At 55.1% G+C, this 25,989-nt stretch carries 32 protein-coding genes and 2 tRNA genes; 16 read left to right on the forward strand and 18 right to left on the reverse strand.

All coding sequences use genetic code 11. The features are described from left to right. Positions 1-174: 174 nt before the first annotated feature. The 4 genes from MVO87_RS02460 (at position 175) to MVO87_RS02475 (ending at position 3,573) form a co-directional block, all read left to right on the forward strand. Positions 175-1,524 carry a cyclic 2,3-diphosphoglycerate synthase gene (locus MVO87_RS02460; RefSeq protein ID WP_297552059.1) on the forward strand — a complete coding sequence of 450 codons (1,350 nt, stop codon included), beginning with the start codon at positions 175-177 and terminating at the stop codon, positions 1,522-1,524. 31 nt (positions 1,525-1,555) lie between these two features. Further along, complete coding sequence (locus MVO87_RS02465; protein ID WP_297514286.1) at positions 1,556-1,807, forward strand: hypothetical protein; 252 nt, start codon at positions 1,556-1,558, stop codon at positions 1,805-1,807. A 216-nt stretch (positions 1,808-2,023) separates the two neighbouring features. Then, entirely contained in the window at positions 2,024-3,202 is a 1,179-nt protein-coding gene (locus MVO87_RS02470; protein ID WP_297514283.1) for an ATP-binding protein, read from the forward strand. A 98-nt stretch (positions 3,203-3,300) separates the two neighbouring features. After that, complete coding sequence (locus MVO87_RS02475; protein ID WP_297514280.1) at positions 3,301-3,573, forward strand: hypothetical protein; 273 nt, start codon at positions 3,301-3,303, stop codon at positions 3,571-3,573. Between the two features lie 127 nt (positions 3,574-3,700). Here the strand turns inward: MVO87_RS02475 and MVO87_RS02480 are convergent, their stop codons facing one another. Both MVO87_RS02480 and MVO87_RS02485 read right to left on the reverse strand, forming a co-directional pair. Then, positions 3,701-4,111, reverse strand: coding sequence for a secondary thiamine-phosphate synthase enzyme YjbQ (locus tag MVO87_RS02480; RefSeq protein WP_297514277.1), 411 nt, complete (start codon positions 4,109-4,111; stop codon positions 3,701-3,703). Then, positions 4,108-4,995: a thiamine-phosphate synthase family protein gene (locus MVO87_RS02485; RefSeq protein ID WP_297514275.1), complete on the reverse strand. Its 888-nt coding sequence runs from the start codon at positions 4,993-4,995 to the stop codon at positions 4,108-4,110. The genes MVO87_RS02480 and MVO87_RS02485 overlap by 4 nt, the downstream gene beginning before the upstream one ends. Positions 4,996-5,113: 118 nt before the next feature. Here MVO87_RS02485 and pyrB point away from each other — a divergent pair, with 118 nt between their 5' ends. Next, positions 5,114-6,040 carry an aspartate carbamoyltransferase gene (gene pyrB, locus MVO87_RS02490; RefSeq protein WP_297514272.1) on the forward strand — a complete coding sequence of 309 codons (927 nt, stop codon included), beginning with the start codon at positions 5,114-5,116 and terminating at the stop codon, positions 6,038-6,040. Positions 6,041-6,174: 134 nt separating this feature from the next. Further along, the gene (pyrI, locus tag MVO87_RS02495; protein WP_297514269.1) at positions 6,175-6,630 is read left to right on the forward strand and encodes an aspartate carbamoyltransferase regulatory subunit; all 456 of its coding nucleotides are present in this window, start codon (positions 6,175-6,177) and stop codon (positions 6,628-6,630) included. A gap of 29 nt (positions 6,631-6,659) precedes the next feature. Here the strand turns inward: pyrI and MVO87_RS02500 are convergent, their stop codons facing one another. After that, positions 6,660-7,283 carry an ECF transporter S component gene (locus tag MVO87_RS02500; protein ID WP_297514288.1) on the reverse strand — a complete coding sequence of 208 codons (624 nt, stop codon included), beginning with the start codon at positions 7,281-7,283 and terminating at the stop codon, positions 6,660-6,662. Between the two features lie 94 nt (positions 7,284-7,377). On the opposite strand from MVO87_RS02500, the gene MVO87_RS02505 reads away from it, so the two are divergent. Genes MVO87_RS02505 through MVO87_RS02525 form a run of 5 tightly spaced genes read left to right on the forward strand, consistent with a single transcriptional unit; the run spans position 7,378 to position 9,691 of the window. Further along, positions 7,378-8,181: a hypothetical protein gene (locus tag MVO87_RS02505; protein ID WP_297514267.1), complete on the forward strand. Its 804-nt coding sequence runs from the start codon at positions 7,378-7,380 to the stop codon at positions 8,179-8,181. After that, positions 8,178-8,753, forward strand: coding sequence for an AAA family ATPase (locus MVO87_RS02510; RefSeq protein ID WP_297514264.1), 576 nt, complete (start codon positions 8,178-8,180; stop codon positions 8,751-8,753). The genes MVO87_RS02505 and MVO87_RS02510 overlap by 4 nt, the downstream gene beginning before the upstream one ends. 32 nt (positions 8,754-8,785) lie before the next feature. After that, entirely contained in the window at positions 8,786-8,977 is a 192-nt protein-coding gene (locus MVO87_RS02515) for an antitoxin family protein (RefSeq protein ID WP_297514262.1), read from the forward strand. After that, on the forward strand, positions 8,964-9,110 hold the full coding sequence (locus tag MVO87_RS02520; RefSeq protein ID WP_297514259.1) for a PIN domain-containing protein: 147 nt from the start codon (positions 8,964-8,966) through the stop codon (positions 9,108-9,110). Before MVO87_RS02515 ends, MVO87_RS02520 begins: the two co-directional genes overlap by 14 nt. A gap of 5 nt (positions 9,111-9,115) precedes the next feature. Further along, complete coding sequence (locus tag MVO87_RS02525; RefSeq protein WP_297514257.1) at positions 9,116-9,691, forward strand: hypothetical protein; 576 nt, start codon at positions 9,116-9,118, stop codon at positions 9,689-9,691. Here MVO87_RS02525 and glmM read toward each other — a convergent pair. The 3 genes from glmM to MVO87_RS02540 all read right to left on the reverse strand — a co-directional run bounded on the left by glmM (position 9,688) and on the right by MVO87_RS02540 (position 12,402). Further along, complete coding sequence (gene glmM / locus MVO87_RS02530) at positions 9,688-11,037, reverse strand: phosphoglucosamine mutase (protein ID WP_297552073.1); 1,350 nt, start codon at positions 11,035-11,037, stop codon at positions 9,688-9,690. The genes MVO87_RS02525 and glmM overlap by 4 nt on opposite strands. 70 nt (positions 11,038-11,107) lie before the next feature. Continuing rightward, positions 11,108-11,491: a hypothetical protein gene (locus MVO87_RS02535; RefSeq protein ID WP_297515124.1), complete on the reverse strand. Its 384-nt coding sequence runs from the start codon at positions 11,489-11,491 to the stop codon at positions 11,108-11,110. 128 nt (positions 11,492-11,619) lie between these two features. Further along, positions 11,620-12,402, reverse strand: coding sequence for a BtpA/SgcQ family protein (locus tag MVO87_RS02540; RefSeq protein ID WP_297515126.1), 783 nt, complete (start codon positions 12,400-12,402; stop codon positions 11,620-11,622). Between the two features lie 91 nt (positions 12,403-12,493). Here MVO87_RS02540 and MVO87_RS02545 point away from each other — a divergent pair, with 91 nt between their 5' ends. Then, a complete protein-coding gene (locus tag MVO87_RS02545; RefSeq protein ID WP_297552061.1) occupies positions 12,494-13,066 on the forward strand; it encodes a PH domain-containing protein in 573 nt (190 codons plus the stop codon). On the opposite strand, the gene MVO87_RS02550 is transcribed toward MVO87_RS02545, so the two are convergent. From MVO87_RS02550 to MVO87_RS02560, 3 genes are read right to left on the reverse strand one after another with little or no spacing between them, the layout of a single operon-like run. Then, complete coding sequence (locus tag MVO87_RS02550) at positions 13,063-13,701, reverse strand: DUF257 family protein (RefSeq protein WP_297552063.1); 639 nt, start codon at positions 13,699-13,701, stop codon at positions 13,063-13,065. The two genes, MVO87_RS02545 and MVO87_RS02550, sit on opposite strands and share 4 nt — an antisense overlap. A 46-nt stretch (positions 13,702-13,747) precedes the next feature. After that, a complete protein-coding gene (locus tag MVO87_RS02555) occupies positions 13,748-15,031 on the reverse strand; it encodes a TldD/PmbA family protein (protein WP_297515133.1) in 1,284 nt (427 codons plus the stop codon). Continuing rightward, entirely contained in the window at positions 15,028-16,389 is a 1,362-nt protein-coding gene (locus tag MVO87_RS02560) for a TldD/PmbA family protein (protein WP_297515135.1), read from the reverse strand. The genes MVO87_RS02555 and MVO87_RS02560 overlap by 4 nt, the downstream gene beginning before the upstream one ends. A 107-nt stretch (positions 16,390-16,496) precedes the next feature. Here MVO87_RS02560 and MVO87_RS02565 point away from each other — a divergent pair, with 107 nt between their 5' ends. Next, positions 16,497-18,425 (forward strand): S16 family serine protease, encoded by a 1,929-nt coding sequence (locus tag MVO87_RS02565; RefSeq protein WP_297552065.1) that lies wholly within the window; start codon positions 16,497-16,499, stop codon positions 18,423-18,425. Here the strand turns inward: MVO87_RS02565 and MVO87_RS02570 are convergent. The 4 genes from MVO87_RS02570 to MVO87_RS02585 form a co-directional block, all read right to left on the reverse strand. Beyond that, positions 18,356-19,684, reverse strand: a complete 1,329-nt coding sequence (locus tag MVO87_RS02570) for a phosphoadenosine phosphosulfate reductase domain-containing protein (protein WP_297552067.1) — start codon at positions 19,682-19,684, stop codon at positions 18,356-18,358. The two genes, MVO87_RS02565 and MVO87_RS02570, sit on opposite strands and share 70 nt — an antisense overlap. Positions 19,685-19,774: 90 nt before the next feature. Next, entirely contained in the window at positions 19,775-20,884 is a 1,110-nt protein-coding gene (locus MVO87_RS02575) for a M20 family metallopeptidase (RefSeq protein ID WP_297515332.1), read from the reverse strand. Continuing rightward, the gene (locus tag MVO87_RS02580; RefSeq protein ID WP_297515324.1) at positions 20,871-21,419 is read right to left on the reverse strand and encodes a hypothetical protein; all 549 of its coding nucleotides are present in this window, start codon (positions 21,417-21,419) and stop codon (positions 20,871-20,873) included. The genes MVO87_RS02575 and MVO87_RS02580 overlap by 14 nt, the downstream gene beginning before the upstream one ends. Positions 21,420-21,466: 47 nt before the next feature. Further along, positions 21,467-21,544: transfer RNA gene (locus tag MVO87_RS02585), tRNA-Ala, on the reverse strand. 155 nt (positions 21,545-21,699) lie between these two features. On the opposite strand from MVO87_RS02585, the gene lplA reads away from it, so the two are divergent. After that, positions 21,700-22,449, forward strand: coding sequence for a lipoate-protein ligase large subunit (gene lplA / locus MVO87_RS02590; protein WP_297515329.1), 750 nt, complete (start codon positions 21,700-21,702; stop codon positions 22,447-22,449). A 6-nt stretch (positions 22,450-22,455) separates the two neighbouring features. Here the strand turns inward: lplA and MVO87_RS02595 are convergent, their stop codons facing one another. From MVO87_RS02595 to taw3, 3 genes are read right to left on the reverse strand one after another with little or no spacing between them, the layout of a single operon-like run. Beyond that, positions 22,456-22,785 carry a HepT-like ribonuclease domain-containing protein gene (locus MVO87_RS02595; RefSeq protein WP_297515321.1) on the reverse strand — a complete coding sequence of 110 codons (330 nt, stop codon included), beginning with the start codon at positions 22,783-22,785 and terminating at the stop codon, positions 22,456-22,458. Continuing rightward, complete coding sequence (gene mntA / locus MVO87_RS02600; RefSeq protein ID WP_042690912.1) at positions 22,782-23,075, reverse strand: type VII toxin-antitoxin system antitoxin protein adenylyltransferase MntA; 294 nt, start codon at positions 23,073-23,075, stop codon at positions 22,782-22,784. The genes MVO87_RS02595 and mntA overlap by 4 nt, the downstream gene beginning before the upstream one ends. Positions 23,076-23,106: 31 nt before the next feature. Further along, complete coding sequence (gene taw3, locus MVO87_RS02605; RefSeq protein WP_297515316.1) at positions 23,107-23,739, reverse strand: tRNA(Phe) 7-((3-amino-3-carboxypropyl)-4-demethylwyosine(37)-N(4))-methyltransferase Taw3; 633 nt, start codon at positions 23,737-23,739, stop codon at positions 23,107-23,109. A gap of 142 nt (positions 23,740-23,881) precedes the next feature. On the opposite strand from taw3, the gene MVO87_RS02610 reads away from it, so the two are divergent. Beyond that, positions 23,882-23,958, forward strand: a tRNA-His gene (locus MVO87_RS02610). A gap of 414 nt (positions 23,959-24,372) precedes the next feature. Next, positions 24,373-24,840: a transcriptional factor EnfR gene (gene enfR, locus MVO87_RS02615; RefSeq protein ID WP_297515327.1), complete on the forward strand. Its 468-nt coding sequence runs from the start codon at positions 24,373-24,375 to the stop codon at positions 24,838-24,840. Here the strand turns inward: enfR and MVO87_RS02620 are convergent. Beyond that, positions 24,775-25,446, reverse strand: coding sequence for a CidB/LrgB family autolysis modulator (locus MVO87_RS02620; protein ID WP_297515313.1), 672 nt, complete (start codon positions 25,444-25,446; stop codon positions 24,775-24,777). The genes enfR and MVO87_RS02620 overlap by 66 nt on opposite strands. Then, entirely contained in the window at positions 25,443-25,781 is a 339-nt protein-coding gene (locus MVO87_RS02625; protein ID WP_297515310.1) for a CidA/LrgA family protein, read from the reverse strand. Before MVO87_RS02625 ends, MVO87_RS02620 begins: the two co-directional genes overlap by 4 nt. Positions 25,782-25,989: the final 208 nt, after the last annotated feature.

The raw sequence follows: 25,989 nt of genomic DNA on the forward strand, positions 1-25,989 counted from the left end.
TATCAACCCCACAGGTAAATTCAAACGGGGAATATTCAGCTGTGTTTGGATGTTTTTCAGTTCAATAATAGCTTTATCGAATAAATCCCGCTTAGAGCTTGTATTATTAAACGAAAACCGTTATAAGTGTAAAGCTCGATACGCCAGCGGACAAAGTTTTAGAGGTGAACAAAAATGGCCGAGAAGAAAAAGAAGAGGGTTCTGATTCTTGGAGCGGCCGGAAGGGACTTCCACAACTTCAACGTGTTCTTCAGGGACAACCCTGAATACGAGGTCGTTGCCTTCACCGCCACTCAGATTCCGGACATCGAGGGCAGGCTTTACCCGCCCGAGCTCGCGGGCGAGCTCTACCCGAACGGAATCCCGATATGGAGCGAGGACGACATGGAGAAGATAATCAAGGAGCACGACATTGATATAGTCGTCTTCGCCTACTCCGACGTCTCCCACGAGCACGTCATGCACCTCGCCAGCAGGGCCCACAGCGCTGGTGCCGACTTCTGGCTCCTTGGACCCAAGAGCACCATGCTCAAGTCCAGCAAGCCTGTCGTTGCGGTCACCGCCGTCAGAACCGGCTGTGGAAAAAGCCAGACCTCAAGAAAGGTCGCCCAGCTCCTCCAGGAGATGGGCTACAAGGTAGTGGCTATTAGACACCCGATGCCCTACGGCGACCTCAGGAAGCAGGTCGTCCAGCGCTTCGCCACCTTCGAGGACCTCGACAAGTACGAGTGCACCATCGAGGAGCGCGAGGAGTACGAGCCCTACATCGAACGCGGTATGGTTGTCTACGCGGGCGTTGACTACGAGAAGATTCTCCGCGAGGCCGAGAAGGAGGCCGACATAATCCTCTGGGACGGCGGAAACAACGACTTCCCGTTCTACGAGCCCGACCTCTGGATAGTCGTCACCGACCCGCACAGGCCCGGCCACGAGCTCAAGTACCACCCCGGTGAGACCAACTTCAGGGCCGCTGACGTCATAATCATCAACAAGATTGACACCGCCAACAGGGACGACATCCAGAAGGTTCGTGAGAGCATCGAGAAGGTCAACCCGAACGCCACCGTCATCGAGGCCGCCTCGCCGATATTCGTGGACAACCCCGAGCTCATCAAGGGCAAGCGCGTTCTCGTCGTCGAGGACGGTCCGACCCTCACCCACGGCGGCATGAAGTACGGAGCCGGCTACGTCGCCGCCAAGAAGTTTGGAGCGAAGGAAATCATCGACCCGAGGCCCTACGCCGTCGGCTCAATCGTCGAGACCTACAAGAAGTACCCGCACCTCGACGTCATCCTCCCTGCTATGGGCTACGGCAAGAAGCAGATTAAGGAGCTTGAGGAGACCATCAACAGGGCCGATGCCGACGTCGTCATCATGGGCACCCCAGTTGACCTGCGCAGGTTCATGAACCTCAACAAGCCAGCTGTAAGGGTCCGCTACGAGCTCGAGGAAATCGGCCAGCCCAAGCTCAAGGATATCCTCGAGAACTGGGTCAAGAACTGCGAGAAGCTCAAGAAGGAGTGAAGTTTTTAATCTCCGCTCCTAATTTTTCTTCATGTTCGACGTGGTCATTGGAATCTGGGGCCTGATTTGGGTTCTCAACATCGCGGGCTTCGCGTGGGTCACCTACGACGTCGTTAAGAATCAGAAGCTTATGCCGGAATCCGAGAGGTTCGTCTGGATTTTCATGGCGTTTCTGTTTGGCTCCTTTGTTGCCCTCGTCTACGCCATCTCAATTAAGCTGAGCGGGAAGTATGAGGAAGTCGAGTTCGAGAAGAAGGAGAACGAAGATGTCAAAGTGTGGTAGAAAGCCTTTTATTGTGAAGCACCCAACTCAAATCGCCCGGGGAGCACCGCCGAGGGCGGAGTCAATGAACTCGGGCGGGTTATTACCCCCTTTCACGGTGTTTTTGGAGGTTCAATACTGGAACCGAGGGTGTCTCTTTAAGAGTCACAAATCATGGGAAGTGCAAGTTCTCAAGATTTATAAATGGGTGAGAACTAACAGTTCTCAGGTGTTGATATGAGGCTTGGTGATTTGACGTACATGAACCCCTGGTGGGAGGGGAAAGAGGACTACCATGTAAGGCGCTGGAATGAGCAGAAAATCCACTGGTGGCCCAGATGGGCTGAGGAGCTATCGCTCGAACCGTTCTCGCTTAACTTCGTCCTCGGTCCGAGGCAGGTGGGAAAGACGACGGGGATAAAGCTCCTCATCGAGAGACTCCTGAGGGAAAACCCGCCGGAGTCGATTCTCTACATTAACGTGGAGATTCTTCCAGACCACAGGGAACTGGCGTCTCTCCTCAGGGAGTTCGAAGGAATGAAAAAGCGGGAGGGAATCAAAAGGGGATACATCTTCCTCGATGAGGTAACGTCGCTCGACGGCTGGTGGAGGGGCCTCAAACCGCTCATCGATGCTGGCATGTTGGAGAACGACGTGGTCACGGTTACTGGCTCAAGCTCCCTAAGGGTGAAGCGGGACATCGAGATGTTTCCGGGCAGGAGGGGAGAGGGAAAGACGCTCGAGGTCATGCCACTTTCCTTTGCAGAATACGTTGAGGTTATGGGCCTGAAGAGGCCAAGACTTCAGAGGGAAAAGACATTGGAACTGTTCGAGGAGTACCTGAAAACCGGCGGATTCCCCGGTTCGATAAACGGTCTGCCGATGGAAGACCTGCTCGGAGCATACATAGGTGAATTCGTCCGCTTTGGGAAGAGCCTCGAAATAGCAAAGGAAACCTTCCACGCGCTGATTCAAAGCGCGCCCTCAGCTACGAGCTTCCGGGCTTTAGCGGGAATGACATCAGGCTACTCCTACAAGGTCGTGCAGGACTACATCGAGTTCTTCCGGGAGCTGTACATCATCGGAATCGCATACCTGAGGGAGGGAAACAGGGTCCTGTACAAGAGGGAGAAGAAGTTCTTCTTCCGCGACCCACTTTTGGCGAGGCTCTTCTCTGCCTGGAGCGGGGCCGAGCTGAGGGAAGACGCCCTCTACGAGTGGCTCGTTCAGGAGAACCTGTATCGGAAGTTCGGGGAGGTTTACTACTACCGTAACTCCTACGAGGTTGATGCAATCGCTGGAGACCTGAAGGTTGAAGTGAAGGCAGGGAAGGCCCACAGGAGGTATCCAAGAAACGTAATCGTGCTTGAAAGGGAGGACGTGCCCTTCTTCCTGCTGGAGCTGTGGGAAGGCTGATGGCTTTACCTCCGCTCCAGATGTTATACCCTCCGGGAGGAGGGAAATGGACGTATTTACTGCCTTTGCTCTATATTCAGGCGTAGGAATGATTTGGTATGTGGGACGTTATGTTCGGTTTCTTCGAGCCAACGCTAAATGTTGAAGATTACAAAACTGCCATGGAGATTCAGGCTCAAAAAGACAACATCATTAAGGACATACTATTCACGTCACTCGTGACGGTGCCCTCTTTCTCATTCTGGGCATCTTTTGGCCCGGTTCTTTCAGAGGATTATGCAAATAGTACTTGGGGTCCGTTACTTGTCGTGGTCATGCTTTTTGGAGCTTGGGCTAGGCTGATATACAAGCTCTACCTCTGGAAAAACTGAACGACCGCTACAAGGAAATACTCCTCCAAGAGGCCATCGCCAAGGGCGTTGAAATCGGAATGGAGAGGGCAAAAGAAACCTAAGATACCCTTTTTGGACATTTCCACCTTTTAACGGTGAAAGCCCCTCACTCCCCCACAACCTGCACGATAACGCGCCTGTGCCTCGGCCTTACATCGAGCTCGACGAAGAAAATCTGCTGCCAGGTTCCGCGCACGAGCCTGCCGTCAACGACCGGGAAGCACTCGCTCGCGCCGAGCAGGGTCGCTCGCAGGTGGCTGTGGGCGTTGTCGTCTATCCTGTCGTGAAGGTAGCCTTTGCCTTTGGGAATCAGCTCCATCAACGCCCTCTTAAAGTCCTCTAAGAGGCCCGACTCGTGCTCTATCGTGACTATCGCGCCCGTTGCCCCAGGAACGAAGACGAGAGCAATGCCGTTCTGGATTCCGCTCTCCTCAACGACCCTCTCAACCTCGGCCGTTATGTCCACGAGGTCAATCTCGCCCCTCGTTGAAAACCGGAGCTCCTTCTGGTAAATCATTTCATCACCTCCAACAGCACCTTAACCTTCCCGACGACGTCTAGAGGATTCCTGCCGAAGACGTAGGTGAGTGGCTCAACGCCCTCCCCACCCCAGTCGAGGATGAAGTCAGGGGAATCGTTCTCAAACAGGCCCGCTATCCTTTCTATGGCCTCTTCGTCACTCAGGCCCCCGGTCCTTATCTCGGAGTATTTGAGACCCAATTTCCCAACTGCCTCGGCAATCTCGTGGTCGAGGCGGACGTTCATGACGCTCCGCACTTCCGGAGCCCTCCCGGAAACGGAGAGGATTAACGAAGCCGTGAACTTACTCGCGCCGGGCTCCGGCGGAAGGGCGTATGGCCTGCCCTTGACGAGGGTTATCCTGCCGGGAATCGCGATTACGTCGGCGGGACTCTTCGCTCCTGGGGGCGCGTAGGCCAGGTTACTCCTGACCTCAGGGATGAGCTTTGGAAGCCCGGGCAACGAGAGGAGCTCGCGGAGGGCCAGCCTCATCTCTTCAACTGCCGAAGAGTGGGTGGGAGCAAAGAGAGACCGGCAGATATCTTCGCTCACTCCGGCGTACTTGGCGTAGTGTCTGCAGAGTTTACCGGAGGAGAAAAGCTCAAAGAGCCTCCTTGAGGTGAAGACTATAATCTCATCCTTCGCAGCACCCGTTAGGATTAGCCCGGCAATCTCCTCTGCTATCGCATCTAAGAGCACGGCGACTTCCTCGGGAGGGCGCTTATACATCCCCCCAAGATACTTGCTCACCATCGCCTGGGTTATGCCTAGGTAGCCCGCTATACGCGACTGTCTAAGACCTTCGCGGTAGAGAATGCCCGCTATCCTCGCTCGCAGGTAGGGCATAAGCTCTTCAGTGATATAAACGCTCGGCGTCTTCATACCATCACCCTAAAACCAGGTTATTGGATGTTCTAACCAGGGTTTAAATCATTGACTCAACAGATAGATGTCAAAAAAGACTTAAAAACCCATCGTTTTTTACACCAGAAGGGCTCTTATGGACTGGAAAGGAAGGGACGTTATAAGCATTAGGGACTTCTCGAAAAGCGACATTGAGTTCGTTTTGAAGGTCGCAGAGAGGCTCGAGGAAGAACTCAGGGAGAAGGGCTCGCTCGAATACGCGCGCGGGAAGATACTCGCGACGCTGTTCTTCGAGCCCTCAACAAGAACGAGGCTGAGCTTCGAGAGCGCGATGCACAGGCTCGGCGGTTCGGTGATAGGCTTTTCCTCGGCCTCGAGCACGAGCGTCAAGAAGGGTGAAAGTTTGGCAGACACGATAAGAACTGTCGAGCAGTACAGCGACGTGATTGTGATTAGGCATCCGCTTGAGGGCGCCGCTCGTCTGGCGGCAGAGGTGGCGGAGGTTCCGGTCATCAACGCTGGCGATGGAAGCAACCAGCACCCAACTCAAACCCTCCTCGACCTCTACACGATAAAGCGCGCCTTCGGGAAGGTTGACGGCCTCACAATCGGCCTGCTCGGCGACCTCAAGTATGGGAGAACCGTTCACAGCCTCGCGGAGGCTTTAGCCTTCTACGACGTCGAGCTCTACCTGATATCGCCCGAGCTCCTGAGGATGCCAAAGCACATCGTCGAGGAGCTGAAGGAGAGGGGCGTTAAAGTCCACGAGACGACCGAGCTTGAGGGGGCAATCCCTGAACTCGACGTGCTCTACGTCACGAGAATCCAGCGCGAGCGCTTCCCAGATGAGGAGGAGTATCTGAAGGTCAAGGGCAGCTACCAGGTGGACTGCAAGCTTTTGAAGAACGCCAAGGAAACGTTAAAGGTCATGCACCCGCTCCCGAGGGTGGACGAGATTCACCCAGAAGTCGATAAGAGCGAGCACGCGCTCTACTTCAGGCAAGTTTTCTCCGGCGTGCCTGTTAGGATGGCTCTTCTGGGTCTAACGCTGGGGGTGCTCTGAATGGTTGCAAGTTTGAAGGCGCATCCCCTTCAAAACTCTGGAGGGGATGCATGGAGAGTTTGGAGTGTTGATAAGATCCCAAAACTTTTCCGCCAGCGCTTGCGAAGCAAGGGCTGTTATGGGGGTGCTCTAAAATGCCTGAGCTGAAGGTTGAGGTAATCCCCGAGGGAACGGTCATAGACCACATTCCGGCAGGAAAGTGGCTCAAGGTCATCGAAATCCTCGGCCTGACGAAACCGAACGGGGGGACCCTCCTCATAGCCTCGAACGTCCCGAGTAAGAAGCTCGGCAGGAAAGACATCGTGAAGGTCGAGGGACGCTACCTGAGCGAGGAAGAGGTCAACAAGATTGCCCTCATCGCGCCGGACGCTACCGTTAACATCGTCAGGGACTACAAGATAGTGGAGAAGTTCAAGGTCTCGATTCCGGACGAGATAATCGGAATCCTCACCTGCCCCAATCCAAACTGCGTCAGCAACGATGAGTACGTGAGGCCACGCTTCAAAGTCGAGAGTAGGGACCCGCTCAAGCTCCGTTGCCACTACTGCGAGAGAACGATTGAGGGAGATGAAATCTTGGGGAACCTCTGAATTCCTTCTCTTTTTTCAAAAATTGAGAATCAAAAGGCGTTCTCCTCGATGTCACCGGTTGAAACGTCCATCGTGCCAAGGTGGGGAAGTCTTTTGAGAACCGGAACCGCAACCGCGAGGCTCAGGAAGACATCTATGACACTCTGAACCGCGTTCGGAAGGCCTATAGCCATCCAGAAGGGAACGTGAGTCCAGTTTTCAACGGCCTGAACAACCTGCTCCCTCGGAAGTCCGAGCCATATCGGAAGGGCCACATAGTAGTTCAACAGGAGCATCAGCGGGACCCTTATGGCAACGCCGACGATGTAGGCGACGGCGCCGAAGAGGAACAACCTGCGCGGGTTTCTGAAGTCCATGCCGACCGTCCTCCTCGAGAACTCAAGGCCGAGTATGACGGCGAAGGTTGCCGTTACCTTCATCATTGCCCCAAGCCAGCTCGCAGACGAAACCACACTCAGACCCATGAAGAGCAGGCCGAGGGCGAATAGGCTTCCCCAGAAGCCCAGGATGAAGTAAACGATTACTATCGGCACGGCGACGACGTCAATCTTCATGCCCCAAACCGTCGGGAAGTCTATCGGGGCGACGTCAAGGAGGAGCGCGAGTCCCAGCATCACACCTGAAATCGCTATCTCCTTGGGTCCGATTTTCATCTCAACCACCGAGCCAAGTTTGTTCCACAATTTTAAAATCTTTGTTCCAAAAAAGGAACAATCTCCTTAAAAGCCCCCATGATAAGGGAGCCCGATGTTCACGCCGGAAGCAATATCTGAGCTCGTTCGGGAGATAAGGCTTGAGCACGGTCTTCCGGAGAGCCCCTTCAGGATAGACGAGGTTCGCTACGACCCAAGGGGGAACAAGCTCTTCATAATAGCCCACGACAGGACTGACAAGAGCGTCGTCATCGGCAACAGCCTCGTCATCGGGAAGCTCCGCGAGAGGCTCGGAGTCAAGCAGGTTACGGTTTACTCAAACCTCGACCTTGAGATAAAGCGGAAAAGGCTGGACGAGGCAGAAAGGCTCCTTCCCAAAGAGCTTGAGTTCCTAACGCCGATAATCAAGGCGGAGCGGAGGTTTCCACCGAGAGAATGGCCTGAAGTTAGGGGAAACCTGAAAACGCTCGTCTTCCTGAGCTTCTCCGCCAAACCACTCCTCGGCTTTGCCAGGGCCCTCAAGCTCCCCTACGAGGCAGTCGGACTGAGATATACTTTTCCAAGGCTCGAGTATGAGGCCGTTGAAGGGAACCTTAGGGAGCTGTTCTTCCCGGACGAGGACAAGCTCGTGAGAATCGCGGGGGAAAAGGACGCAAGGCTGGTTCTGGCGGATTTTCCATTCCCGCTGGACGAGAAGGGTGGAGTTTACCTCCTCAATCCTTTCAGGCTTCTCCACATCGGCTTCTTCGAGCTGAAATATCTTTTTGGCTTCGAGTTCCCCACGATGGTCGATGAAGAGGCCCTCCTTGAGTTCGTCGCAAAACTCACCTACGACGGCCTTATGGAGTCCACAGATGGGGCCAAGGTTGTATGGCGCTACTGGAGGCGGAGAATATGATAATCGGGGTCGTTGGAAAGATTGCCGCCGGGAAAACTACCGTTGCCAAGTTCTTCGAGAAGAAGGGCTTCTGCAGGGTCTCGTGCAGTGACCCTCTTATAGACCTCCTTACTCACAACGTTTCCGACTACTCCTGGATTCCGGAACTGCCCGAGAAGGCCGAGCCGACGCGCGAGAAACTCATAGAGTTCGGGAAGTACCTCAAGGACAAATACGGCGGGGACATACTCATCCGCCTCGCCGTTGACAAGAAGAGGAACTGCGAAAAGGTCGTCATAGACGGCGTCCGCTCGCGGGAGGAAATCGAGGCGATAAAAAGGCTCAGTGGAAAGGTCATCTACGTCGAAGCCAAACCCGAGATAAGGTTCGAACGCCTGATGAAACGCAAAGCCAGCAAGGACAGGGGAATCAAGACATTCGAAGACTTTAGGGCGATGGACGACGCCGAAGAGAGGCTTTATCACACAAGTGAGCTGAAAGACTTGGCCGACTACGTCATAGTCAACGAGGGAACCTTAGAGGAGCTGAGGGAGAAGGTGGAGCGGATTATTGAGGAGCTGAGCAAGGCTTAAAGGGAGTTGGGGTAAAGGAAGTTGGTGGGAACATGGAGGTTGTTGATGCGGTTTACGAGAACGGCGTGCTGAAGCCCCTGAAGAAGCTCAACCTGCCGGAGCACGCGAGGGTGAGGATAGTGATAACCCCCGACATTGATGAGATACTCGACTCCATGGTCATCAGAAAGGTCAAGAAAATCGACTACAAGCGCCTTAAGGAGGCGTACTATGAGTCGCTCTGAGATCGAGGGGAAGTATCAACTGCTTCCCAACGATGCCCTCATCGTTGCAACCTGCGTGGAACACGAGATTGAGCGCATTCTAACCTTTGACTCGGATTTCGAGAAGATTCCTCTGATAAAAGTTATCGGGTGATTACCGTGAACCTCCTAATCATCGCCCCCTGCCTGTTAAGCCCGTTCTACGTCTACCGCGGGCCGAAGGAGAAGGAATACATGACGGCAAGAGAGCTAAGGAAGCTGGTTGGAGAGCTCGGCAACGAGTGGCAGGTTCTGGCTTATCCATGCCCCGAGTTCGAGCTAATCGGCTGGCCAAGGCCCCCGATGGGAAGGGAGAGCTTTGAGAGACTCGGCATGCGCGAGAGGGTTCAGGTCGTAGCGGACTTCATAGGGAGGGTTCTAACTGAAGAGAAGCCGGAGCGGGTGGTCTTCGTCGGCGTTAGGGGCTCCCCAACCTGCGGTGTCTTCCACACGACCTCGAACGACCCTGATTCCTTCGACTACGGCCTGATTCCGGCGTTCTTCTACATGGACAAGGAAAAGAGGCTTGAGGAGAGCAGGAAAATCATCGAGCGCTTTGAATTCCATGTGAAGGAAGGGTCGGGACTGCTCTTCGAGGAGCTCATGGAGCGCTTCCCGGAGGCTGAGTTCCTGGAGTTCGACAAGGACGACGTCGAGGGAAGTACGGAAAGGCTCAGGAGAGCCATAATGGGTTAAGCCCTCCTCACAGCCTCTTTTACCAGCTTTTCAGCCCTCTCCATCAGCTCCTTCGCCGTCTCCTCCGTGTGCGCCTCGAGGGTTATGCGCATTATCGGCTCGGTTCCGCTCGGCCTGAACAGAATCCACCAGTCGGAGTTCTCAATCCTTATTCCATCAATATCAATCAGCCTCTCGTAGTCGAAGCTCTTCAAAGCCTCGCGCGCTATGATTCCCATCGCCCTAGCTTTCTTTTCGTTGGGGCAGGGTATCTTCGCCCTTAGAGTTACGTAGCGCGGGACCTCCTTTGCGAGCTCGCTTATAGGCCCGAGCCTGTCTATCATCTCGATGACGAGCGCCCCCGCGAAGATTCCATCGGGGGTTAGGTTCCACTGGGGGATTATCCACGTCCCGCTCGGCTCGCCACCGAAGATTCCCCCGTGTTTAGCCAGTTCATCGGCCACCGCCACGTCTCCAACGCGCGTCCTTATCACTTCCCCGCCTAAAGGCCGGACGTAGTCGTCCAGAGCGAAGCCAGCATCAACGGTGGTGACTATTTTGCCCCTTCCGAACTTTCTGAGCATGTAGCCGGCTATGAGGGAGAGCATGACCTCGTACTCGACGAAGTTTCCCTCGTCGTCAACGACACCAATCCTGTCGGCGTCGCCGTCGTGCGCTATCCCAACGTCCGCTTTCATGACCCTAATGGTTTTCGCCAGCCCTGAAAGGCTCTTCGCGTTCGGCTCGAGCTCTCTCACGAAGAAACCGCTCGGGTGGGAGTTGAGCGAAATAACTTTGTTGCCCAGCTCGCGCTGGAGGTATGGGCTGAGGATTGAGCCAGCGCCGTTGCCGGAATCAACGACAACTGTGTAGGAATCGTTGAGCTTCACCATCTCGAGGGCCTTTCTTATGTACTCCTCCCTCGGGTCGGCCCTTCTGAGCGTCCCAATCTCGTTCCAGGGAACCTTTCTAAAGTTTCCGGATTCGAGAATTCTCTCAAGCTCGGCCTCCATGTCGGGGGTGTAGGCCATCCCGTTGGACTGCCACACCTTTATCCCGTTGTATTCCGGCGGGTTATGGCTTGCGGTTATTGTAACGCCCGCATCGGCTTCGTAGAGCTTTATCGCAAAGCCCGTGAGCGGTGTGGGGGCGAGGCCTATGTCTATCACCTCAACGCCCGTGCTGAGAAGTCCGCTGATTAGAGCCGACTTGAGGGTTTCACTGCTCGTTCTCGTGTCCATTCCAACGACGACCCTTCCTCCCCCAAGATAAGTCCCGACAGCCTTTCCGACCTTCAGTGCCAGCTCGGGGGTAACGCACTCGTTGAAGAGTCCCCTGATTCCACTTGTGCCGAAGTACTTCCCCATAAGCATCACCCAAGGTAAGAGTGAGTAATGAGACGAGAAGAAGTAAAGGAAAGAAAATATAATGCTTTCGTCACTTCTTCACGAGCCTGTATATTCCGACAGAGACCGTGTAGCTGTCCACGTTAACCGGAGCTTTGTAGTCAACTCTCACCTGAAACGGCACGCTGGAGCCGTATATCAAGCTGTCTGTCTCGGACTCGGTCAAGACGTTACCGTTCTCGTCGAGTATCGTTATCTTCTCAACGGTTCCCTCGCTATCGGCCGTTATCTTGTACTTTCCAGGCTCGAGCACGTGGCTGAGGTAGAAGACGTCGCCACTCACGGTTTCGGTCTTGACCTCGACCGGGACCTTGTTGTAGGCCGTCTCGTAGTAGTACTGCATTCCGAAGATTGCCGCGACCCCGATGAAGAGGAGCAGGAAGAAGCTAACCATCAGTTTCTTCAGGATTCCCAAACTTAGCACCTCCAAATAACAACCCATCTCGCGGAAGAGAAAAGCGGGACAGGGCCGTTTCTACAACTTACTCGCTTAGGGGTAATAAGCCTTTCGGAGAAGAAAATTTGGAGAATGCCGAAGGAAAGCTAAGAACTTCTCCTCAGCTTCTCCGCCAGCTCAACGAGCTTTCTGGCCCTCTCAGGGGAAACCTCGTTCTCGACCTTTCCATTGCGCTTGAGCCACGTGCCGACGATGAAGGCATCGGCGTGCTTCCACAGCTCGGGCAGGTTGTCGTAGGTTGTTCCCGAGCCGACCACAACCGGAACTGGCGAGATTCTCTTCGCGAGGGCGAGCTTTTCTAAATCTACGGGCTTTCCGGTTGCCCTTCCGCTCACCACCACCGCATCGGCCAGACCGCGCTCGACGGTGTCCCTTATCGCATCCTCGAAGTCGAAGAAGTGAACCGCGTGCTTGACGTGGACGTCGGCAAAGACCTGAATCTTGCTCGGGAGGAGCTTTCTGAGCTTCGCCAGCTCGTGGGCGATGCCCTCTATAATTCCCTGGTCGGTGAAGGCAATTCCACTCAGCACGTTAACCCTTATGAAGTCCGCTTTAATCGCGTAGGCTATTGAATAGGCCGCTATCCCGTCGTTCCTGAGGACGTTAATCCCAACTGGAACGCTCACCTCGTCCCTGATGGCCTTTGCTACGGCGGTAAAGGAAGCGACCGTCACCTTGTCAACGGTCTTTGGAAACGGGACGTCGCCGAAGTTCTCAATCATTATCGCGTCGAAGCCCGCCTCTTCGAGAGTCTTGGCGTCCTTCACCGCGAACTCAATGACCCCCTCAAGGTTGCCGTCGTAGAGGTACGAGCCAGGAAGGGGCTTGAGGTGAACCATGCCGATGAGCGGTTTCCTCTCGAAGTCCATACCAACACCTCCCCAACCGTAGGGGACTTTTCCTTAAACGGTTTCCGGCAGGTTAATATATTCCACCGCCAAATTAGGTTAGGTGTTATCCATGGGAGAGCCCGAACTTCCGAAGGCCCTCGGGAAGGTTATTGAACCCGGGGAGCGCGTCCTCTACTCGGTCAAGAAGAAGGTAAGCCTCGAAAAGCCCAAGTGGCTTCTCGTTACGGACAGGAGGATTATCTATCTCGATGAGAAGATTCTCGGGAGGTACGACGTCAGGGCGTTGCCCTACCAGAAGCTCGAGAGGGTCACGGTCAAGCTCGGCATAATGAGCTCAGAGTTCATAATAGAGGGCGAGGAAAGCATAACGCTGAAGCTCGGCTGGATGGACAAGGAGGAAGCCAGGAAGACCATAAACGCCATCAAGGAGGCCCTCAACGCGATAGCGGTCGAGCCCGTGAGCATATCGGTTAAGAAGGGCCTCACCAGCGAGGAATGGATTCTCAACAAGCCGAAGGAGCTCGTCACGAGAACGGCCCCAATCTCGCACACTGCACCGGTTCAGGAGAGGAAGGAAGACCCGATGGATAGGCTGAAGAAGCTGAAGGAACTATACGACATGGGCGTCATAAGCCAGGAAGAGTACGAGGAAAAGCGGAAGAAACTGCTGGAAGAGATTTAGAGGATTACGACCTCCTTCCCGAGGAGCTCCCTTCTCGATGTTTTTACAACGCCGAGAACATAGCCACTTTCCGTTGGGTAAAGCGCCAAGACTGTCGTTGCGATTTCCCTGAAGAGGGCTCCGAAGCCACCGGACTTTGAAGCTATGACGTCGGAGTTGACGAGGTACAGGGCTATCCTGTCCCTCTTCCCAACGGAGCTCGCAACGTTGCGGATTAGCCGAAAGAGTTCCCGTTCAGTGAGGACCATAAAGAGCTTGTGGAACCCAAGGACGGGGTTCACCATGACGCCATCGGTGGCCTTGGAGTATATCCTCTCATAGTAGCGGAAGTCGATTGAGTGCCTGTCAACGTCTATTGTTCCTATTACGTTTCCAACGTTCCTTGAACCACCGATTTTGACTACAGGCAGTTCTTCAAAGCCGGAGACGTCGAAGCCGAGAACTTCGAGTCTGGCAAGCACCTCTGGAAAAGTGTCGAGGACGTCGTCAATGAGAATCGCCCTGTCGTTTGCCTTTGCCCACCCCACGAGCAACCACAGGAGGAGCTCAGATGGAGAATCCTGAGTGTACTCAACGAGCACTGTCTCACCGGGTTTGAGAAGGGATAGAATCTCATCAAGCTCATCGCTGGTCATGGAGCATCCCCTAAATAGGGTTAAGCGAGAAAATATAAAAACGTTGTCAAACGAGCCTCCCTTCGACGAGGCCCCTCGGAGAGACGAAGCTCGAAATCCTCTCAGCTTTTCTCCCGGGTTTCAGCGTTCTGAGAAGCTCGAAGACGTTGCCGACGAGCATGTTGTCCTTAAACGGTTTCAGCTCACCGTTCTCAACCACGTAGCCGAGCTCGACCGTCAGCGAGAAGTCACCGCTCACGGGGTTGGCCGTGTGCTCGCCGAAGACCTTTCTAACGATGACCCCCTCATAGTCCTCAAGGCTCTCCTCCCCTGGCTCGAGGATTAGGTTGCTCGTTCCGATGTACGGGACGCTCCTGAAGGTCCTCAGCGCGTTTCCCGTGCTCTCCATGCCGAGGAAAGAGGCATAGGTGTGGTCGAGGAGGAAGTTTCTGACAGTACCGTCCTCAACGAGAAGGGTTCTCTGGCCGGGAGTTCCCTCGCCGTCGAAGGAGTAGCTCCCAGGCAGTTCCGGAAGGGTCGAGTCGTCCACGAGCGAGAAGTCGCCGATAACCTCACCAGGCTTCGAGAACCTGCTCCTGCCGTGATACACTTCATCGCCGTAGAGGTTGCTCAGGAAGACCTCCATGATTGAAGCCAGAGCGTTGGGCTCCAGAACGAGTTCTCCTGAGTAGGGTTCGAGCTTCCTCGCCCTCGCGCTAAGCCTCGCCTCGTCAATGGCCTTCTCAACTGCGCGCTCAAGCTCCTCAACCGGCTGGAGGGAGGTGAAGCTCTGCCTGTAGGAGCCCGTCCCCGGGGGCTCGCTGAGCACCGCATAGGCCGAAACTCCCATGTAAGTTGAACGCTCCTCAAGCTCGATTCCGTTGGAGTTGACGACCCCGCTCGTCCCGACCGCGAGGGAGAGCGAACCCGAGAGCGTCTCCTCGCCTTTCTTCTCCCGCATCAGCTCGGCGTATTCGAGGGCGAGCCTGTGAGCCTCCTCGAAGGGAATCTCGTCTATTGCCCTATCGTAGATTCCCTTGACGCGGTTCACCCTTTCACCTGCAGGAAAGCCCCTGAAGGGAACCTCGCTTATCTTCGCCAGCTTTACCGCCCTCTCCACCAGCTTCTTAAGTTCCTCCTCGCCCGGGTGAAGGCCCGTTATGTAAGAGAAGCCGAGCCTGCCCTTTAACCCAACCCTGAGGCCTATTCCCGAGTAGAACTTCCGCTGGGAGCGCTCAAGGGTTTCCCTCTCGATTCTGAACGAGCCCGAGCGCCCGAACTGGTAGAATACCTCCCACTCGACGTTCTCGCTCTCAAGGAGCTTCACGAGTCTCTCAACGGCCTCAATCATCTCAATCCCCCCACGAGGGCCCTTGTCAGTATGTGGGGCCCGCCATCATCCACTGGAACCCACTGGCCCTTTCCGCAGTAGCCAGGAAACTCAACGCGCGTATCGTTTCCGATGGTCATTATGTTCTTCAAAACGTCGAGGATTTTGCCCGAGAGCGCAACATCGCGGACGGGCTCCGTAATCTCTCCGTTCTCCACGATGTAGCCAAGCTTCGCTCCGAAGGTGAACGTCCCGTTGGCTGTATCAACTTCACCACCCTTGTCGCCGAGCATGTAGAGACCGTTCTTAACCTCCTCAAGGATTTCCTCAAACGACCAGTCGCCGGGCTCGACGTAGGTGTTGCCCATCCTCACGAGGGGCTGATGGGAGTAGCTTTCCGCCCTCGCGTGGCCGTTGGGTTCGAGGCCGAAATACTCGGCCGTCTCCCTGTCGTTGAGGTAGCTGACGAGAACGCCGTCCTTGATAATCTCAACGCGTTTGGCTTTAATCCCCTCGTCGTCGTACGGGTAGCTCCCAAACTTGCCCGGCAGAGTGGGGTCGTCAACGACGTTCAAACCCTCGACCGCTATCTTCTCCCCGAGCCTTCCAGCTAAGATGCTGTCGCCGTTCTTAACGGAGTCCGCCTCGACGGCGTGGCCGAGGGCCTCGTGGATGAAAACCCCAGTCAGCTCGGGGTCGGCTATGACGTCCATCTCCCCGGAGGGCGGTGAAGATGCCCTCAGAAGCTCAAGGGCCTTCTCCTTTACGTGGGCCGTCCAGTAGTGGAGGTCAATCCCCTCAATTAACTCCCAGCCGAGGGTTCCGCCGAAGCTCTTCCAGAAGTCCTGCATCTCGCCGTTTTCCTTGGCCGTTACCGAGAAGCCGAGCCGTATCCTCGGGACGACGGTTCTTATCTCGCTCCCGAGGGAGTTGAAGTAGAAGGTCTCGACGATTGAGTCGCCGTAGTTGACGGTCCTGCTGACGATTTTCTCGCCCCTGAGGAGGCCGTCGATTTCCTTGACGAGCGAGAGCTTTTCCTCGATGTCAACTTCCGTGAAGGGCTTCTTGACCTTAAGTTCAACCTCGTCTCTCACGGGCTCGCCGAGGTAAATCTCCGCGTCCCCGCGCGACAGCTTGGCTATCTTCATCGCCGTTTCTATTGCCTTCTCAAACCTCTCGCGGTCGTTGGCGCTCGAAAAGCCCCAGGTCCCGTTAAAAGCCCTCGCGCCGATGCCGAGCTCGGAGTTGCTTGAGAGCTCCCTCAGCTGGCCGTTGCTCATGACGAGCCTCCTTGAAGTTACCTTAACGAGCCTGATTTCATAGTAGTCAACGCCGTGCTTTCCCGCAAGCTCCTCGGCCCTCTTAATCAGCCACTCCATGCTCCCACCGCAGGGCATAAAGGGGAAGACCTTAATATGGCTTGCCATAGAGGGGGGAACCACAAACGCTTTATTTGGCCTTTCTAATTCTCCAAACGGGTGAAAGGATGAAGAGAGCGGTCGTTTTAGTTCTGGCAGTGCTCCTTCTGCTTCCGTTAGCGACGCCAGTGATGGCCCAGTGCCCGAGCGAGGGGCACACGGTGATAATGCACGCTCCAGCCGTCGCCAAGACCTCAACTGGAGAGCTGACCGGTGTCGTCACGGAGTTCGTGATTACAGTAACCCCCGGAAGCGGACACGTCTACATAGAGACCTGGCCACTGGCTCAGGTTGACATGCAGGCCAGCGCCAGATTGGCCACTCGAGTGGCGGGAAGGGTTCTCGGAGTCAACATGAGTCACTACGACGTTTTTATCCAGGTTCGCGCGAACACCTCAATCATCGGCGGCCCTTCGGCTGGCGGAACAATGACCGTCGGAATAATCGCGGCGCTGAGGGGCTGGAAGGTAAACCCAAACGTCATGATGACGGGAATGATTAACCCGGACGGCAGCATAGGTCCCGTCGGCGGAATCCTTGAGAAGGCGGCCGCCGCCCACCAGGCAGGGGTAAAGCTCTTCCTGATTCCCGAAGGCCAGAGGATTCAGTACGTCCAGGAAACCCAGAAGAGGGAAATCGGTGGCGTTATTGAGATAAACACCGAGACCAAGCCCGTTGACGTCGTCAAGTACGCGGAAGAGCGCTGGGGACTCAAAGTGGTGGAAGTTAAGGACATCTACGAGGCGGTATACTACTTCACTGGACACAGGCTCCCGAAACCGAAGGCCCCCCAGAACGTCCAGATTGACACCTCCTTCCTCAGAAACGACGCCCTGAGCGACTACAAGAACACAACCGACTACTACCAGAGGGTCATGAAGGAACTGAAGGAAAGCAACGTCGGCTACGACACTTACATGACGCTCCTCGCGGCTTTGAACAACGCCGGGCAATTGCTCAACCAGTCGAAGGGGTACATAGACGAAGGTCTCTACTACACCGCCCTCAGCAAGGACTTCCAGGCGAGGATAGTGATAAGGCACGTTGACTGGTACCTCCAGACCAGCACTCCGAAGGACGTTGAGGAGCTCCTGAAGAACACCGGCGAGACCATCAAGAGCGCCGAAGCCCACGTCGAGAACCAGAGCATTAGAGGAATCACCATGCTCCAGGCAGTTGCCGCGGCCGAACAGAGGGTTGAGGACGCGAAGAGCAACCTTGACCAGGCGTGGAAGTCCTACTACTCGGGGGACTACTGGGACGCAATAGGAAAGGCGGCCTACGCCTACGAGAGGGCCAAGACTGCCATATTCTGGACAGACCTCGGAAAGCGCTTCGCCAAGGGCGAGCCCATCAAGAAAGACCTAATCAAAGCCACGGCGAGGGACTACATAGACGAGTCCGACCTAATCGTCGCCTACATCGAGTCCATGTACGGCGACATCCTCGGAAACAGCCTCACCGACACGATAGAGAAGGCCCAGCAGTACTATGACGACGGAAAGTACTCCGCGGCGCTGTTCACGGCCATGCAGGCGCGCGTTCAGGGCGAGGTCTTCCTCGATACCCTCGCGATAACCAACTGGACAGTTCTGATGGACAAGCTCAACATGGTCAAGGGCGACGCCAAGACCGCGATAGGCATCGCCGAGGAGAAGGGAATAACCCCCATACTTGCCATAGCCTACTACGAGTTCGCCCAGAGCTTTGAAGAGCTCGCAAAGAAGAACCAGAGCACGGACGACCTGCAAACAGCAATGACCTTCTACACCTACGCCAAGGAAACCGCAAACCTGTTCCTCTCAACGCCCCTCAGCCCGGTTCCAAACGTTCCAGAGGAGAACGTGACCGTTCCAGAGGTCATCGTTCCGACTGCAACCAACTCACCGACCCAGAGTTCCCCCGGCTCTGCAACGGGCGATTCGGACTACGGGCTCATCGGCCTGTTCGCTGTTGTGGCCTTCGTCGTCGGTCTGGTGGTTGGAAGGAAGCTCTGAGGGAGCGCCCTCACTCCCCTCTTCTTTAACAGCTCGACCTCCCACTCCGCCAGACTCGGACAGATTGTACAGCCGAGCCGGTAGAAGCCCTCGTAGTAGAGCGGGTGCAGTTTAAAGCCCCTCATGAGGATGAAGAGCTGAACCATGAGCCCGCTCCAGAACTTTATGGGCATAACCTCAAGGATTCTTCCGAAATCCGTCTTTCTCTCAACGACCGGTGGCTTAAGCCTTCTCCTCGCGCTCTCCCCGTCGCGGTCGCCGACGAGGAGAACTGGGTTTTCAAACTCCGAAACAACTGAATAGAGGACCTCGACCTTCTTCCTCGTGCACCAGCGGTTCCCATGGGTCGGCATGCCGTACTTCTCAACGGGCATCGGAACGTCGACGCGAACGAGGTTAACGCCAAGCTTTTCCGCGAGTTCTTCAACGTATTCGTCCGTTCCTGGCATCTCGTACTCCATCCTGACGTAGACAGCGGTAATCTCGTCGAAGACCTCTTTCGCTAAGATAAGTGTGGCCGTCGAGTCCTTTCCTCCGCTCCATGGAACCACGATGTCATAGTCCTCAAAAGCCCTGAGAAATGCTTTCGAAGCCTCGGCAAAGGCCTCTATGTAGTCCCTGTTAGCTGAGATGAGCGAGTCGAGCGAGACGTCCTCGATGCAGGGGCACTTCCAGAGGACCTCGGTCGGAAAGCCGAGCTTTTTGCTCACCTCGGCCACCTTGTTCGGGCCCGAGAAATAGACCTCCTGGTTCATAGTCTTCCTCAGGACGAGCGAGTTCTCGCCGAGCTCGACGTCGAGGAGCGAGCGCATGGCCCTTCTAAAGCCGTCGCCGAGGGCAAGGTAAACGTCGTAGTCCGGGTTAATTTCGAGGCCGAAGGGGTTCTCGGGGTTGAGGGCGTAGGTTCCCCGCCACTCGATGCCGAGGCGAAAGAGGGCCTTTATCTCCTCGATGTGGGAGTAGAGCTCGTCAACGCGCATGTTTCTAACGCGCTTCGTCCTCAGAACTCTCGCGTAGAAGGGCTTCCCAGACTCTCTCAAAACGGGGAGGAGCTCCTCCATGAGGTCTCTCTCCTTCTCGCCAAGGAGGAGAACCGGGATGTAAGGCCCTTCGAGGGCTCTCTCAAGGTTCTCGAGGACTTCCTCCTTGGTTCTGCCCCCGCCGAGGCTCTCAACCCTAAGAAAGCCCCCGTAGTTCCTCTCGTTTATGTAGCTTAGAGCCTTCGCGTCCTTTCTGGCTCGGGCTATAATGGTGAACATGGAAGGGGTTAAAAGGGGAAGCTTAAAAGTCTTCGCGCCGATGAGGATAACTCCCTGCCCTGAGCGGTGATGAGACCGGCTTTCCCGAGGCTACACCAGCGACGCGAGGAAGGCCCTGTATGTTTCCTTCACCCTTCTCATCGACGAAACGCTCACCCACTCGTCGCTCGCGTGCCAGTTGCCTCCCTCTGGCCCGAAGACGAGGGTTGGCTTACCGAGGTAGGTCGCGAAGTAGTTGAAGTCGCCGACGCTCCTGCCGTAGGTTACCTCAGGGTCCTCGCCCGTCGCCGAGGTGTAGGCCCTCTTAAAGAGCTTGACCTCGTGGAGGTTCTCCCTCACAACGTAGGGGAGCATGTTCGGCGTTGGCCTCGGGAACTTCTCGATTTCGAGCTCAGCTTTAACGCCAACCCGCTCCGCGAGCTTTCTCAGCTCGGCCTCAACGCGCTTCCAGTCCTCCCCTATGACGGTGTGTCTATCGATTATCGCCTCTGCATAGTCAGGAACGCTCAGGCCGTCGGCTTCGCCCCTTATATAGAGCGTGCAGTACGAGCCCCTGCCGAGCTTTATGTGGCTCTTCGGCCTTATCCTTTCAAGGTTCGAAACGAGCTTTGCCAGCTCCTCGATGGCGTTTACACCAAGCCATGGCCTCGCGGCGTGGGCCTTCTTTCCTCTGGCCCTAACTGTGATTACAAAGCGACCCCTTGCGCCGAGCATCAGCCTCTCACGCGTCGGCTCTGCCACGAGAACCAGGTCGGCCTTCTCGAGCTTCCCGCTCTTTATCAGCTCCCACGTTCCGCGCGAGTAACCTTCCTCGTCGCTGACGGCGGTGAAGATTAGGTTCGGCCTCTCCCGCTTTGAAAGCCCACCCATCTCAACGAAGAGGCTCAGCAGAACGGCCAGGCCAGCTTTCATGTCCGCGCTTCCAAGGCCGTAGAAGCGGTCACCGTCGAGCTCGCCCTTCGGGTTCCTCGTCCAGCCCGGCGAGAGGTTTACCGTGTCCATGTGGCCGTTGAGGACGACCGTTAGGCCCCTCCCTGGAAGATATGCCAGCACGTCGTCACCAAAGCCCTCAACAGGAAGTGTTTCAACGTCGAAGCCATGCTCCTCCAGCAGGGACGCTATAAAGCGTGAAATTTCCCCTTCCCTGCCGAAGGGAGACTCAATGGCAACGAGCTTTTTAAGGAGTTCAAACTCGTCCATCCCTATCACCAACCAGCTCCTTAACGAAATCAGCGAACTTGGCCTTCCGCTCAAAGGTTTCAACCTTTTCAAGCTCCTTCTTTAGCTCATTCACGTTGTTTTCTATTTCCTCGGCCAGGTCTCTGAAGAGCAACCCTTCCTCAGAAAACTCAGAAAGGTATTCAAAGGCCTTCAAACCCATCAGTTCTAAGCTCATGGCACTTCTGAGAACTTTAACGTAGTCTTCAACCGTCTCCACTTTGAACTCCTCAGAAAACTCAAATTTCCTCGTCTTCAGCCCCGGGTACAATTCTCTGGCAATGTGGCGCATGTTCTCGATTTGTTTCCTTTTCTTTTCTACAAAACGCGAGAACTTGACCCTGCCGTAACTTCTGGGAAGTGAATCTCGCATAACGATGTAAAGGGACAACGTGGCCTCAGAAAGCTCAATCAAGTACGAGAAGATTTCTCCAGGGGACAATTTAGAAACGTCCTTAAGCTGTTGGAGTAGCCTCTCAACTTCGTCGGGCTTTGAAAACAACTCAAGGTCTACCATCCCACCACCTAATTATGAAGTCCGTAGTTAAGCGTAAAAACGTTTTGTGGTGGACCGGGCGGGATTTGAACCCGCGGCCTCCGCCTTGCGAGGGCGGCGCTCGTACCAGGCTGAGCTACCGGCCCACTCCCGGTTATAGTGGAGTGCCCGGGGTTTTAAAAAGTTTTGGTATATGCCATGTGCTCAGTGGTGACCGCTCTCATCACACCCTCAGGAGGGCTTGGGCGTCATCATCGCTGGGCTTAAAAACACTCCCGGGTTTTTAACAGTGGTGGTGGTCATGCGCTTCATCCCGCTCATCGTCGCTAAACCGGAGGTTCAGATGGCGATAGACGAGGCGATAATGATTGCCAGAATCGAGGGAAGGGTTCCCGACACCGTCAGGCTGTACACCTTTTCACCGAGCTCCGTGACGATAGGCCGCTTCCAGAGCGTCGTTCACGACGTCAACCTTGATGAAGCCAGAAGGCTCGGTATTCCCGTCGTGCGCAGGATAACCGGCGGAGGAAGCGTTTTCCACGACGAGTTCGGCGAGATAACCTATTCGGTCGTCGTCGGCGAGGACCTTCACCCGGCTTTGAAAAACGTCGAGACGAGCTACCGCTACTTAGCCGGTCCGCTTGTAGATGCCCTCAACGACCTCGGGCTTAAAGCGGGCTTCTCTGGCCTCAACGACATCGTCGCCAACGGGAAGAAGATAAGCGGCTCCGCTCAAACGAGGAGGAAGGGGGTAATCCTTCAGCACGGCACGTTCATGTACGCGACGCGCGTTGAACTCCTCGGAAAAGTCCTGAGGGTCTCCAAGGCCAAGCTCGCTGACAAGGGCGTTTCGAGCATCTGGGAAAGGGTAACAACCCTCGAGCGCGAGGGGATAAAGCTGAACCGCTGGGAGGCCTACGAGCTTTTGAAGGAGAGCTTTTTCAACGCATTCGAGCTTGAGGAGGGTGAGCTCACCGACTACGAGCTTGAACTCGCAGAGGAGCTGATAGAGAAGCGCTACGGAAATCCAGAGTGGAACGAGATGAAGTGAGACACGCTAAAGGAGTCCCTCAAAAATCTCTCTCAACCGAGGGATGTCCTCTTTAATTGTTCTCCACACAACTCGAAGGTCAACGCCAAAATACGCGTGGATGAGCTTGTCCCGCATTCGTGCCATCTCCCGCCAGGGCACTTCAGGGTGCAGTTCCTTAAATTCGGGCGGGATTGCTTTTGATGCCTCTCCAATAACCTCCAACGCACGGATAACGGCAAACTGAGTCTTTTTATCCCGTTGGAACTCTTCAAAGGACATTCCCTTAGTAAATTCTTCAATGAGAGTTATCGCTTCTACAATGTCGTTAAGATAATCCTCGTGGGTCCTCTTCATACGTAGACGACCTCCCTGCCCACACCTTCGGCAATCTTTGGTTTGAGGGCGGATTTCAGGACGAGGTCTACCCTAATCCCGAGGAGACTCTCAAGGTACTCCTCAAGCTCAATGAACTTCAGAAGGGATGGCACCTCGTAGAAATCCACGAGAATGTCCACGTCGCTCGCCTCGGTTGCTTCCCCTCGTACGTACGACCCGAATATGCCGATTTCACGGACGCCGAAGCGCTCCTCAAGCTCACGCTTGTGGGCCCTCAGGATTTCCTCAATCTCCTTCAATGTCCTCATGGTTGAGAGTTTGATTAAGGAGGGATAAAGTTTACGCAGTCCATACCTTCACACTAAACTCCTCCGCCAGCTCGTAGAACAGCTCGTCCTCACCGAGCTCCTCGCGGAGTTTTTCGAAGTTTTTCATCAGCCTCGGAAGCCTGCCCTTCGAGCGTCTCAACATCGAGTTGCCTATTTCGAGGGCGAAACGCAGGTAGTCGTCGCTTACGAGGATTTTTCCATCCCTGCCGAGCGGTGCCGTGAGATACTCTGTGGCGTTTATCTCGACGAGGTAACGGTTGGAGATTACCTTGAAGGTCGTGTACTTGAAACCGCTGGCTAAACCGAGCTCGTGGAGCTTTTTAGCCCGCTCAAGGTCTTCAGCCACGACGTGGAAAATCGGGGGCTGGCTTTTGAGGAATATCAGTCCTTCCTTGGCTTTTTCAAGGGCCTTCTTTGCCTCAGGAAACGTCATCTCGCGGTGAACCTTAATCAGCCACCTGCTCAGGGGTTTGGCGCCTAAGGCTGGCTCCTCGATGATTCCTATCCTGCCGGAGCACGAGCTCGTCGTGTAGATTCCCCTGATGGAGTTGATGAGCAGAAGGAGGTCTATTATGTCCTCGTCAACCTTACCTTCTCTCATTGCCGTGAAAAGGCTGACCAGCGCTTCCCGCTTTGCCTTCATTCCTCAGCCCCCGGCGAGGTTTTCAATCGGTGTTTAACTGCACGCGCGCCCTAATCTCAGGTGAAGGCGGGATTTACCACCTCTGCTCCCGCCATCTGACGAAAACTTTATAAAGCTAACCCAAAAGCTTAAGCTGGACGTGGCCGGGGTGGTGTAGCCTGGTCAGCACAGGGGACTGTGGATCCCCTAGCCCGGGTTCAAATCCCGGCCCCGGCCCCATAACAGCCCTTGCTTGCGCAAGCGCTGGCGGGGAAACTTTTCTGGTGAAAAGTTTCATCAAAATTAGGCATGCGTTTTAGAGGGTTCATTTTCGGGTAGGTTTGCTCTTAAATTTGCTGTTCTCGAGCGTGTTTTCACCCTTAGCGCCCTTCAGGCGCATTTCAGGTCAAACACCTTTCCCAATTAAAGCAAACCTAAAAACCAACGGGTCACTTGGAGAAGCATGCAACTTATCTTTGCCCCCTTTGGGGGCTTAACCCTTTTGGTCAAGCTTTCCTAAAGCTTGTTCGCAGCCTTTCTCAAAGGCGGGGTGAAAGTTTCATCAGAGTTAGAGGTGCCCTTGAGAATGCCCCACCGCTACCCAGACCTAAAAACTTTTAACCTTCTACGTTCTGTTAAGCTTTGGTGTTTACAATGAAGAGCTTTCTAACCGAACAGCAGATTAAGATTCTCCGCCTCCGCGCGAGGGGCCTCAAGCAGAGCGAGATTGCCGAGCTTCTCGGCACGAGCAGGGCCAACGTCAGCATACTGGAGAGAAGGGCCCTGGAGAAGATTGAGAAGGCCCGGAACACCCTCCTAATCTGGGAGCAGATTAACTCGAAGGTGAGCGTCGAGGTCAAACGCGGCGAGGATATCTTTGACGTTCCCGACAAGCTCTTCAGCAAGGCCGACGAGCTCGGCGTCAAGGTGCCCTACAGCACGGCCGAGATAATAGCCTTTCTCGTCGAGCACGCACCGGTTGACGACAGGCTGGCGAAGAGGGACTTCACTCTTTTCCTCGACGCCAACGACAGGCTTCGCGTCAGCGAGTGCATCTTAGATGACTTCGATGAGATACGGAAGAAGGAGGGCGATAAAGACCCCGTTCAGGGCCATGGCTAACCCGCTCACGGCTCCGGCCAACTCGTCCTCGGTTATTATCCTCGCCGTCCCGAGGCCGTGTGAGGAAACCCCCGTTGCCAAACCCCTCGCTATTCTGTCCTTGACCCCAAAGACGTTCAGCAACTCCGGCGCGAAGGCGTTGCCGAGCAGTCCGGTCGTTATCACCAGAACTGCCGTCAGCGATGGGATTCCGCCTATCTTCGCGCTCACGCCTATGGCTATGGCAGTCGTTACACTCTTGGGGGCTATGCTTCGAAGAACGGTTTCACTCGCGCCGAGTAACTGGGCCGTCCAGTAGGCGCTCAGCACCGCGGTGGTTCCGCCGATTAGAATTCCCAGCGAGATTTCCTTTGCATACCTGGCTATAAGCGCCCTGTTCTTGTAAACAGGGATTGCCAGGCTCACAACTGCAGGTCCGAGCAGGAACTTGAGGAAGACCGCGCTCTCCATGTACGAGTCGTAGGAAACGTTTCCGAGCTTGAGAACCACGGCGATTGTGATTATCGAAAGCAGGACTGGGTTCGTGTAGAACGCCTTTCTCCTCGCGTGGAGCTCCGAGAAGACGTAGAACACCACGAGCGTTAGGGCTATCCCGTAGGGGTTCATCTCCGAACGACCTCCACGGTTTTTGCGGTCACGAAGAGGGTGACGACGAAGCTGATAACCAGAGCGACCGATATCGGAACGAGCTGGGCCTTTATCAGGCCGAGGTAAGTGACTATCCCGAGTCCCGGCGGGATGAAGAGGACGCTCATGTTCTTCACGAAGAGCTCGGCTTCGTTTTCAACCCACTCAAGCTTCACGGCACCGCTCAGAAGCGCCGAGAGCAGGAACAGCATCCCGAGAACGCTACCCGGAACTGGAAGGTGAAGGGCAGAACTGACTATCTCGCCAAGCGCGTAGAAACCGAATATTATCGCCAGTCCTCGATAGGGCTTCATGGATTATGGTACGCATCTTCTCCAAAAAGACCTTTCGGAAGAGGTCAGAAGAAAAAGAAAATACGAGAGGAACCATATCAGAGCTTGAATCTGCTGATGATGTCGCGTAATTGGGCCACGATGTTTTTGAGGTCGTTTGCTGCTCTCTCGAGTTCCTCAGTGGCAGCAGTCTGCTCTTCAACAGCAGAACTAACCTCCTCAGCACTGG

Origin of the sequence: Thermococcus sp. (assembly GCF_027063845.1) — an archaeon.
Classification (GTDB): Archaea; Methanobacteriota_B; Thermococci; order Thermococcales; family Thermococcaceae; genus Thermococcus.

Excerpts from the sequence above, each read along its gene's own strand:
- MVO87_RS02500 (WP_297514288.1), bottom strand. The coding sequence starts at position 7,283 with ATGAAAATCGGACCCAAGGAGATAGCGATTTCAGGTGTGATGCTGGGA.
- MVO87_RS02520 (WP_297514259.1), top strand. The coding sequence starts at position 8,964 with ATGAGTCGCTCTGAGATCGAGGGGAAGTATCAACTGCTTCCCAACGAT.
- MVO87_RS02575 (WP_297515332.1), bottom strand. The coding sequence starts at position 20,884 with ATGGACGAGTTTGAACTCCTTAAAAAGCTCGTTGCCATTGAGTCTCCC.
- MVO87_RS02505 (WP_297514267.1), top strand. The coding sequence starts at position 7,378 with ATGTTCACGCCGGAAGCAATATCTGAGCTCGTTCGGGAGATAAGGCTT.
- MVO87_RS02470 (WP_297514283.1), top strand. The coding sequence starts at position 2,024 with ATGAGGCTTGGTGATTTGACGTACATGAACCCCTGGTGGGAGGGGAAA.
- MVO87_RS02580 (WP_297515324.1), bottom strand. The coding sequence starts at position 21,419 with ATGGTAGACCTTGAGTTGTTTTCAAAGCCCGACGAAGTTGAGAGGCTA.
- MVO87_RS02560 (WP_297515135.1), bottom strand. The coding sequence starts at position 16,389 with ATGGAGTGGCTGATTAAGAGGGCCGAGGAGCTTGCGGGAAAGCACGGC.
- MVO87_RS02545 (WP_297552061.1), top strand. The coding sequence starts at position 12,494 with ATGGGAGAGCCCGAACTTCCGAAGGCCCTCGGGAAGGTTATTGAACCC.
- MVO87_RS02595 (WP_297515321.1), bottom strand. The coding sequence starts at position 22,785 with ATGAAGAGGACCCACGAGGATTATCTTAACGACATTGTAGAAGCGATA.
- MVO87_RS02540 (WP_297515126.1), bottom strand. The coding sequence starts at position 12,402 with ATGGACTTCGAGAGGAAACCGCTCATCGGCATGGTTCACCTCAAGCCC.
- MVO87_RS02620 (WP_297515313.1), bottom strand. The coding sequence starts at position 25,446 with ATGAACCCCTACGGGATAGCCCTAACGCTCGTGGTGTTCTACGTCTTC.
- pyrB (WP_297514272.1), top strand. The coding sequence starts at position 5,114 with ATGGACTGGAAAGGAAGGGACGTTATAAGCATTAGGGACTTCTCGAAA.
- glmM (WP_297552073.1), bottom strand. The coding sequence starts at position 11,037 with ATGGGGAAGTACTTCGGCACAAGTGGAATCAGGGGACTCTTCAACGAG.
- MVO87_RS02555 (WP_297515133.1), bottom strand. The coding sequence starts at position 15,031 with ATGATTGAGGCCGTTGAGAGACTCGTGAAGCTCCTTGAGAGCGAGAAC.
- MVO87_RS02570 (WP_297552067.1), bottom strand. The coding sequence starts at position 19,684 with ATGTTCACCATTATAGCCCGAGCCAGAAAGGACGCGAAGGCTCTAAGC.
- MVO87_RS02550 (WP_297552063.1), bottom strand. The coding sequence starts at position 13,701 with ATGACCAGCGATGAGCTTGATGAGATTCTATCCCTTCTCAAACCCGGT.
- MVO87_RS02515 (WP_297514262.1), top strand. The coding sequence starts at position 8,786 with ATGGAGGTTGTTGATGCGGTTTACGAGAACGGCGTGCTGAAGCCCCTG.
- pyrI (WP_297514269.1), top strand. The coding sequence starts at position 6,175 with ATGCCTGAGCTGAAGGTTGAGGTAATCCCCGAGGGAACGGTCATAGAC.
- MVO87_RS02625 (WP_297515310.1), bottom strand. The coding sequence starts at position 25,781 with ATGAAGCCCTATCGAGGACTGGCGATAATATTCGGTTTCTACGCGCTT.
- MVO87_RS02485 (WP_297514275.1), bottom strand. The coding sequence starts at position 4,995 with ATGAAGACGCCGAGCGTTTATATCACTGAAGAGCTTATGCCCTACCTG.
- lplA (WP_297515329.1), top strand. The coding sequence starts at position 21,700 with ATGCGCTTCATCCCGCTCATCGTCGCTAAACCGGAGGTTCAGATGGCG.
- MVO87_RS02465 (WP_297514286.1), top strand. The coding sequence starts at position 1,556 with ATGTTCGACGTGGTCATTGGAATCTGGGGCCTGATTTGGGTTCTCAAC.
- taw3 (WP_297515316.1), bottom strand. The coding sequence starts at position 23,739 with ATGAAGGCAAAGCGGGAAGCGCTGGTCAGCCTTTTCACGGCAATGAGA.
- MVO87_RS02510 (WP_297514264.1), top strand. The coding sequence starts at position 8,178 with ATGATAATCGGGGTCGTTGGAAAGATTGCCGCCGGGAAAACTACCGTT.
- MVO87_RS02565 (WP_297552065.1), top strand. The coding sequence starts at position 16,497 with ATGAAGAGAGCGGTCGTTTTAGTTCTGGCAGTGCTCCTTCTGCTTCCG.
- MVO87_RS02460 (WP_297552059.1), top strand. The coding sequence starts at position 175 with ATGGCCGAGAAGAAAAAGAAGAGGGTTCTGATTCTTGGAGCGGCCGGA.
- mntA (WP_042690912.1), bottom strand. The coding sequence starts at position 23,075 with ATGAGGACATTGAAGGAGATTGAGGAAATCCTGAGGGCCCACAAGCGT.
- enfR (WP_297515327.1), top strand. The coding sequence starts at position 24,373 with ATGAAGAGCTTTCTAACCGAACAGCAGATTAAGATTCTCCGCCTCCGC.
- MVO87_RS02475 (WP_297514280.1), top strand. The coding sequence starts at position 3,301 with ATGTGGGACGTTATGTTCGGTTTCTTCGAGCCAACGCTAAATGTTGAA.
- MVO87_RS02480 (WP_297514277.1), bottom strand. The coding sequence starts at position 4,111 with ATGATTTACCAGAAGGAGCTCCGGTTTTCAACGAGGGGCGAGATTGAC.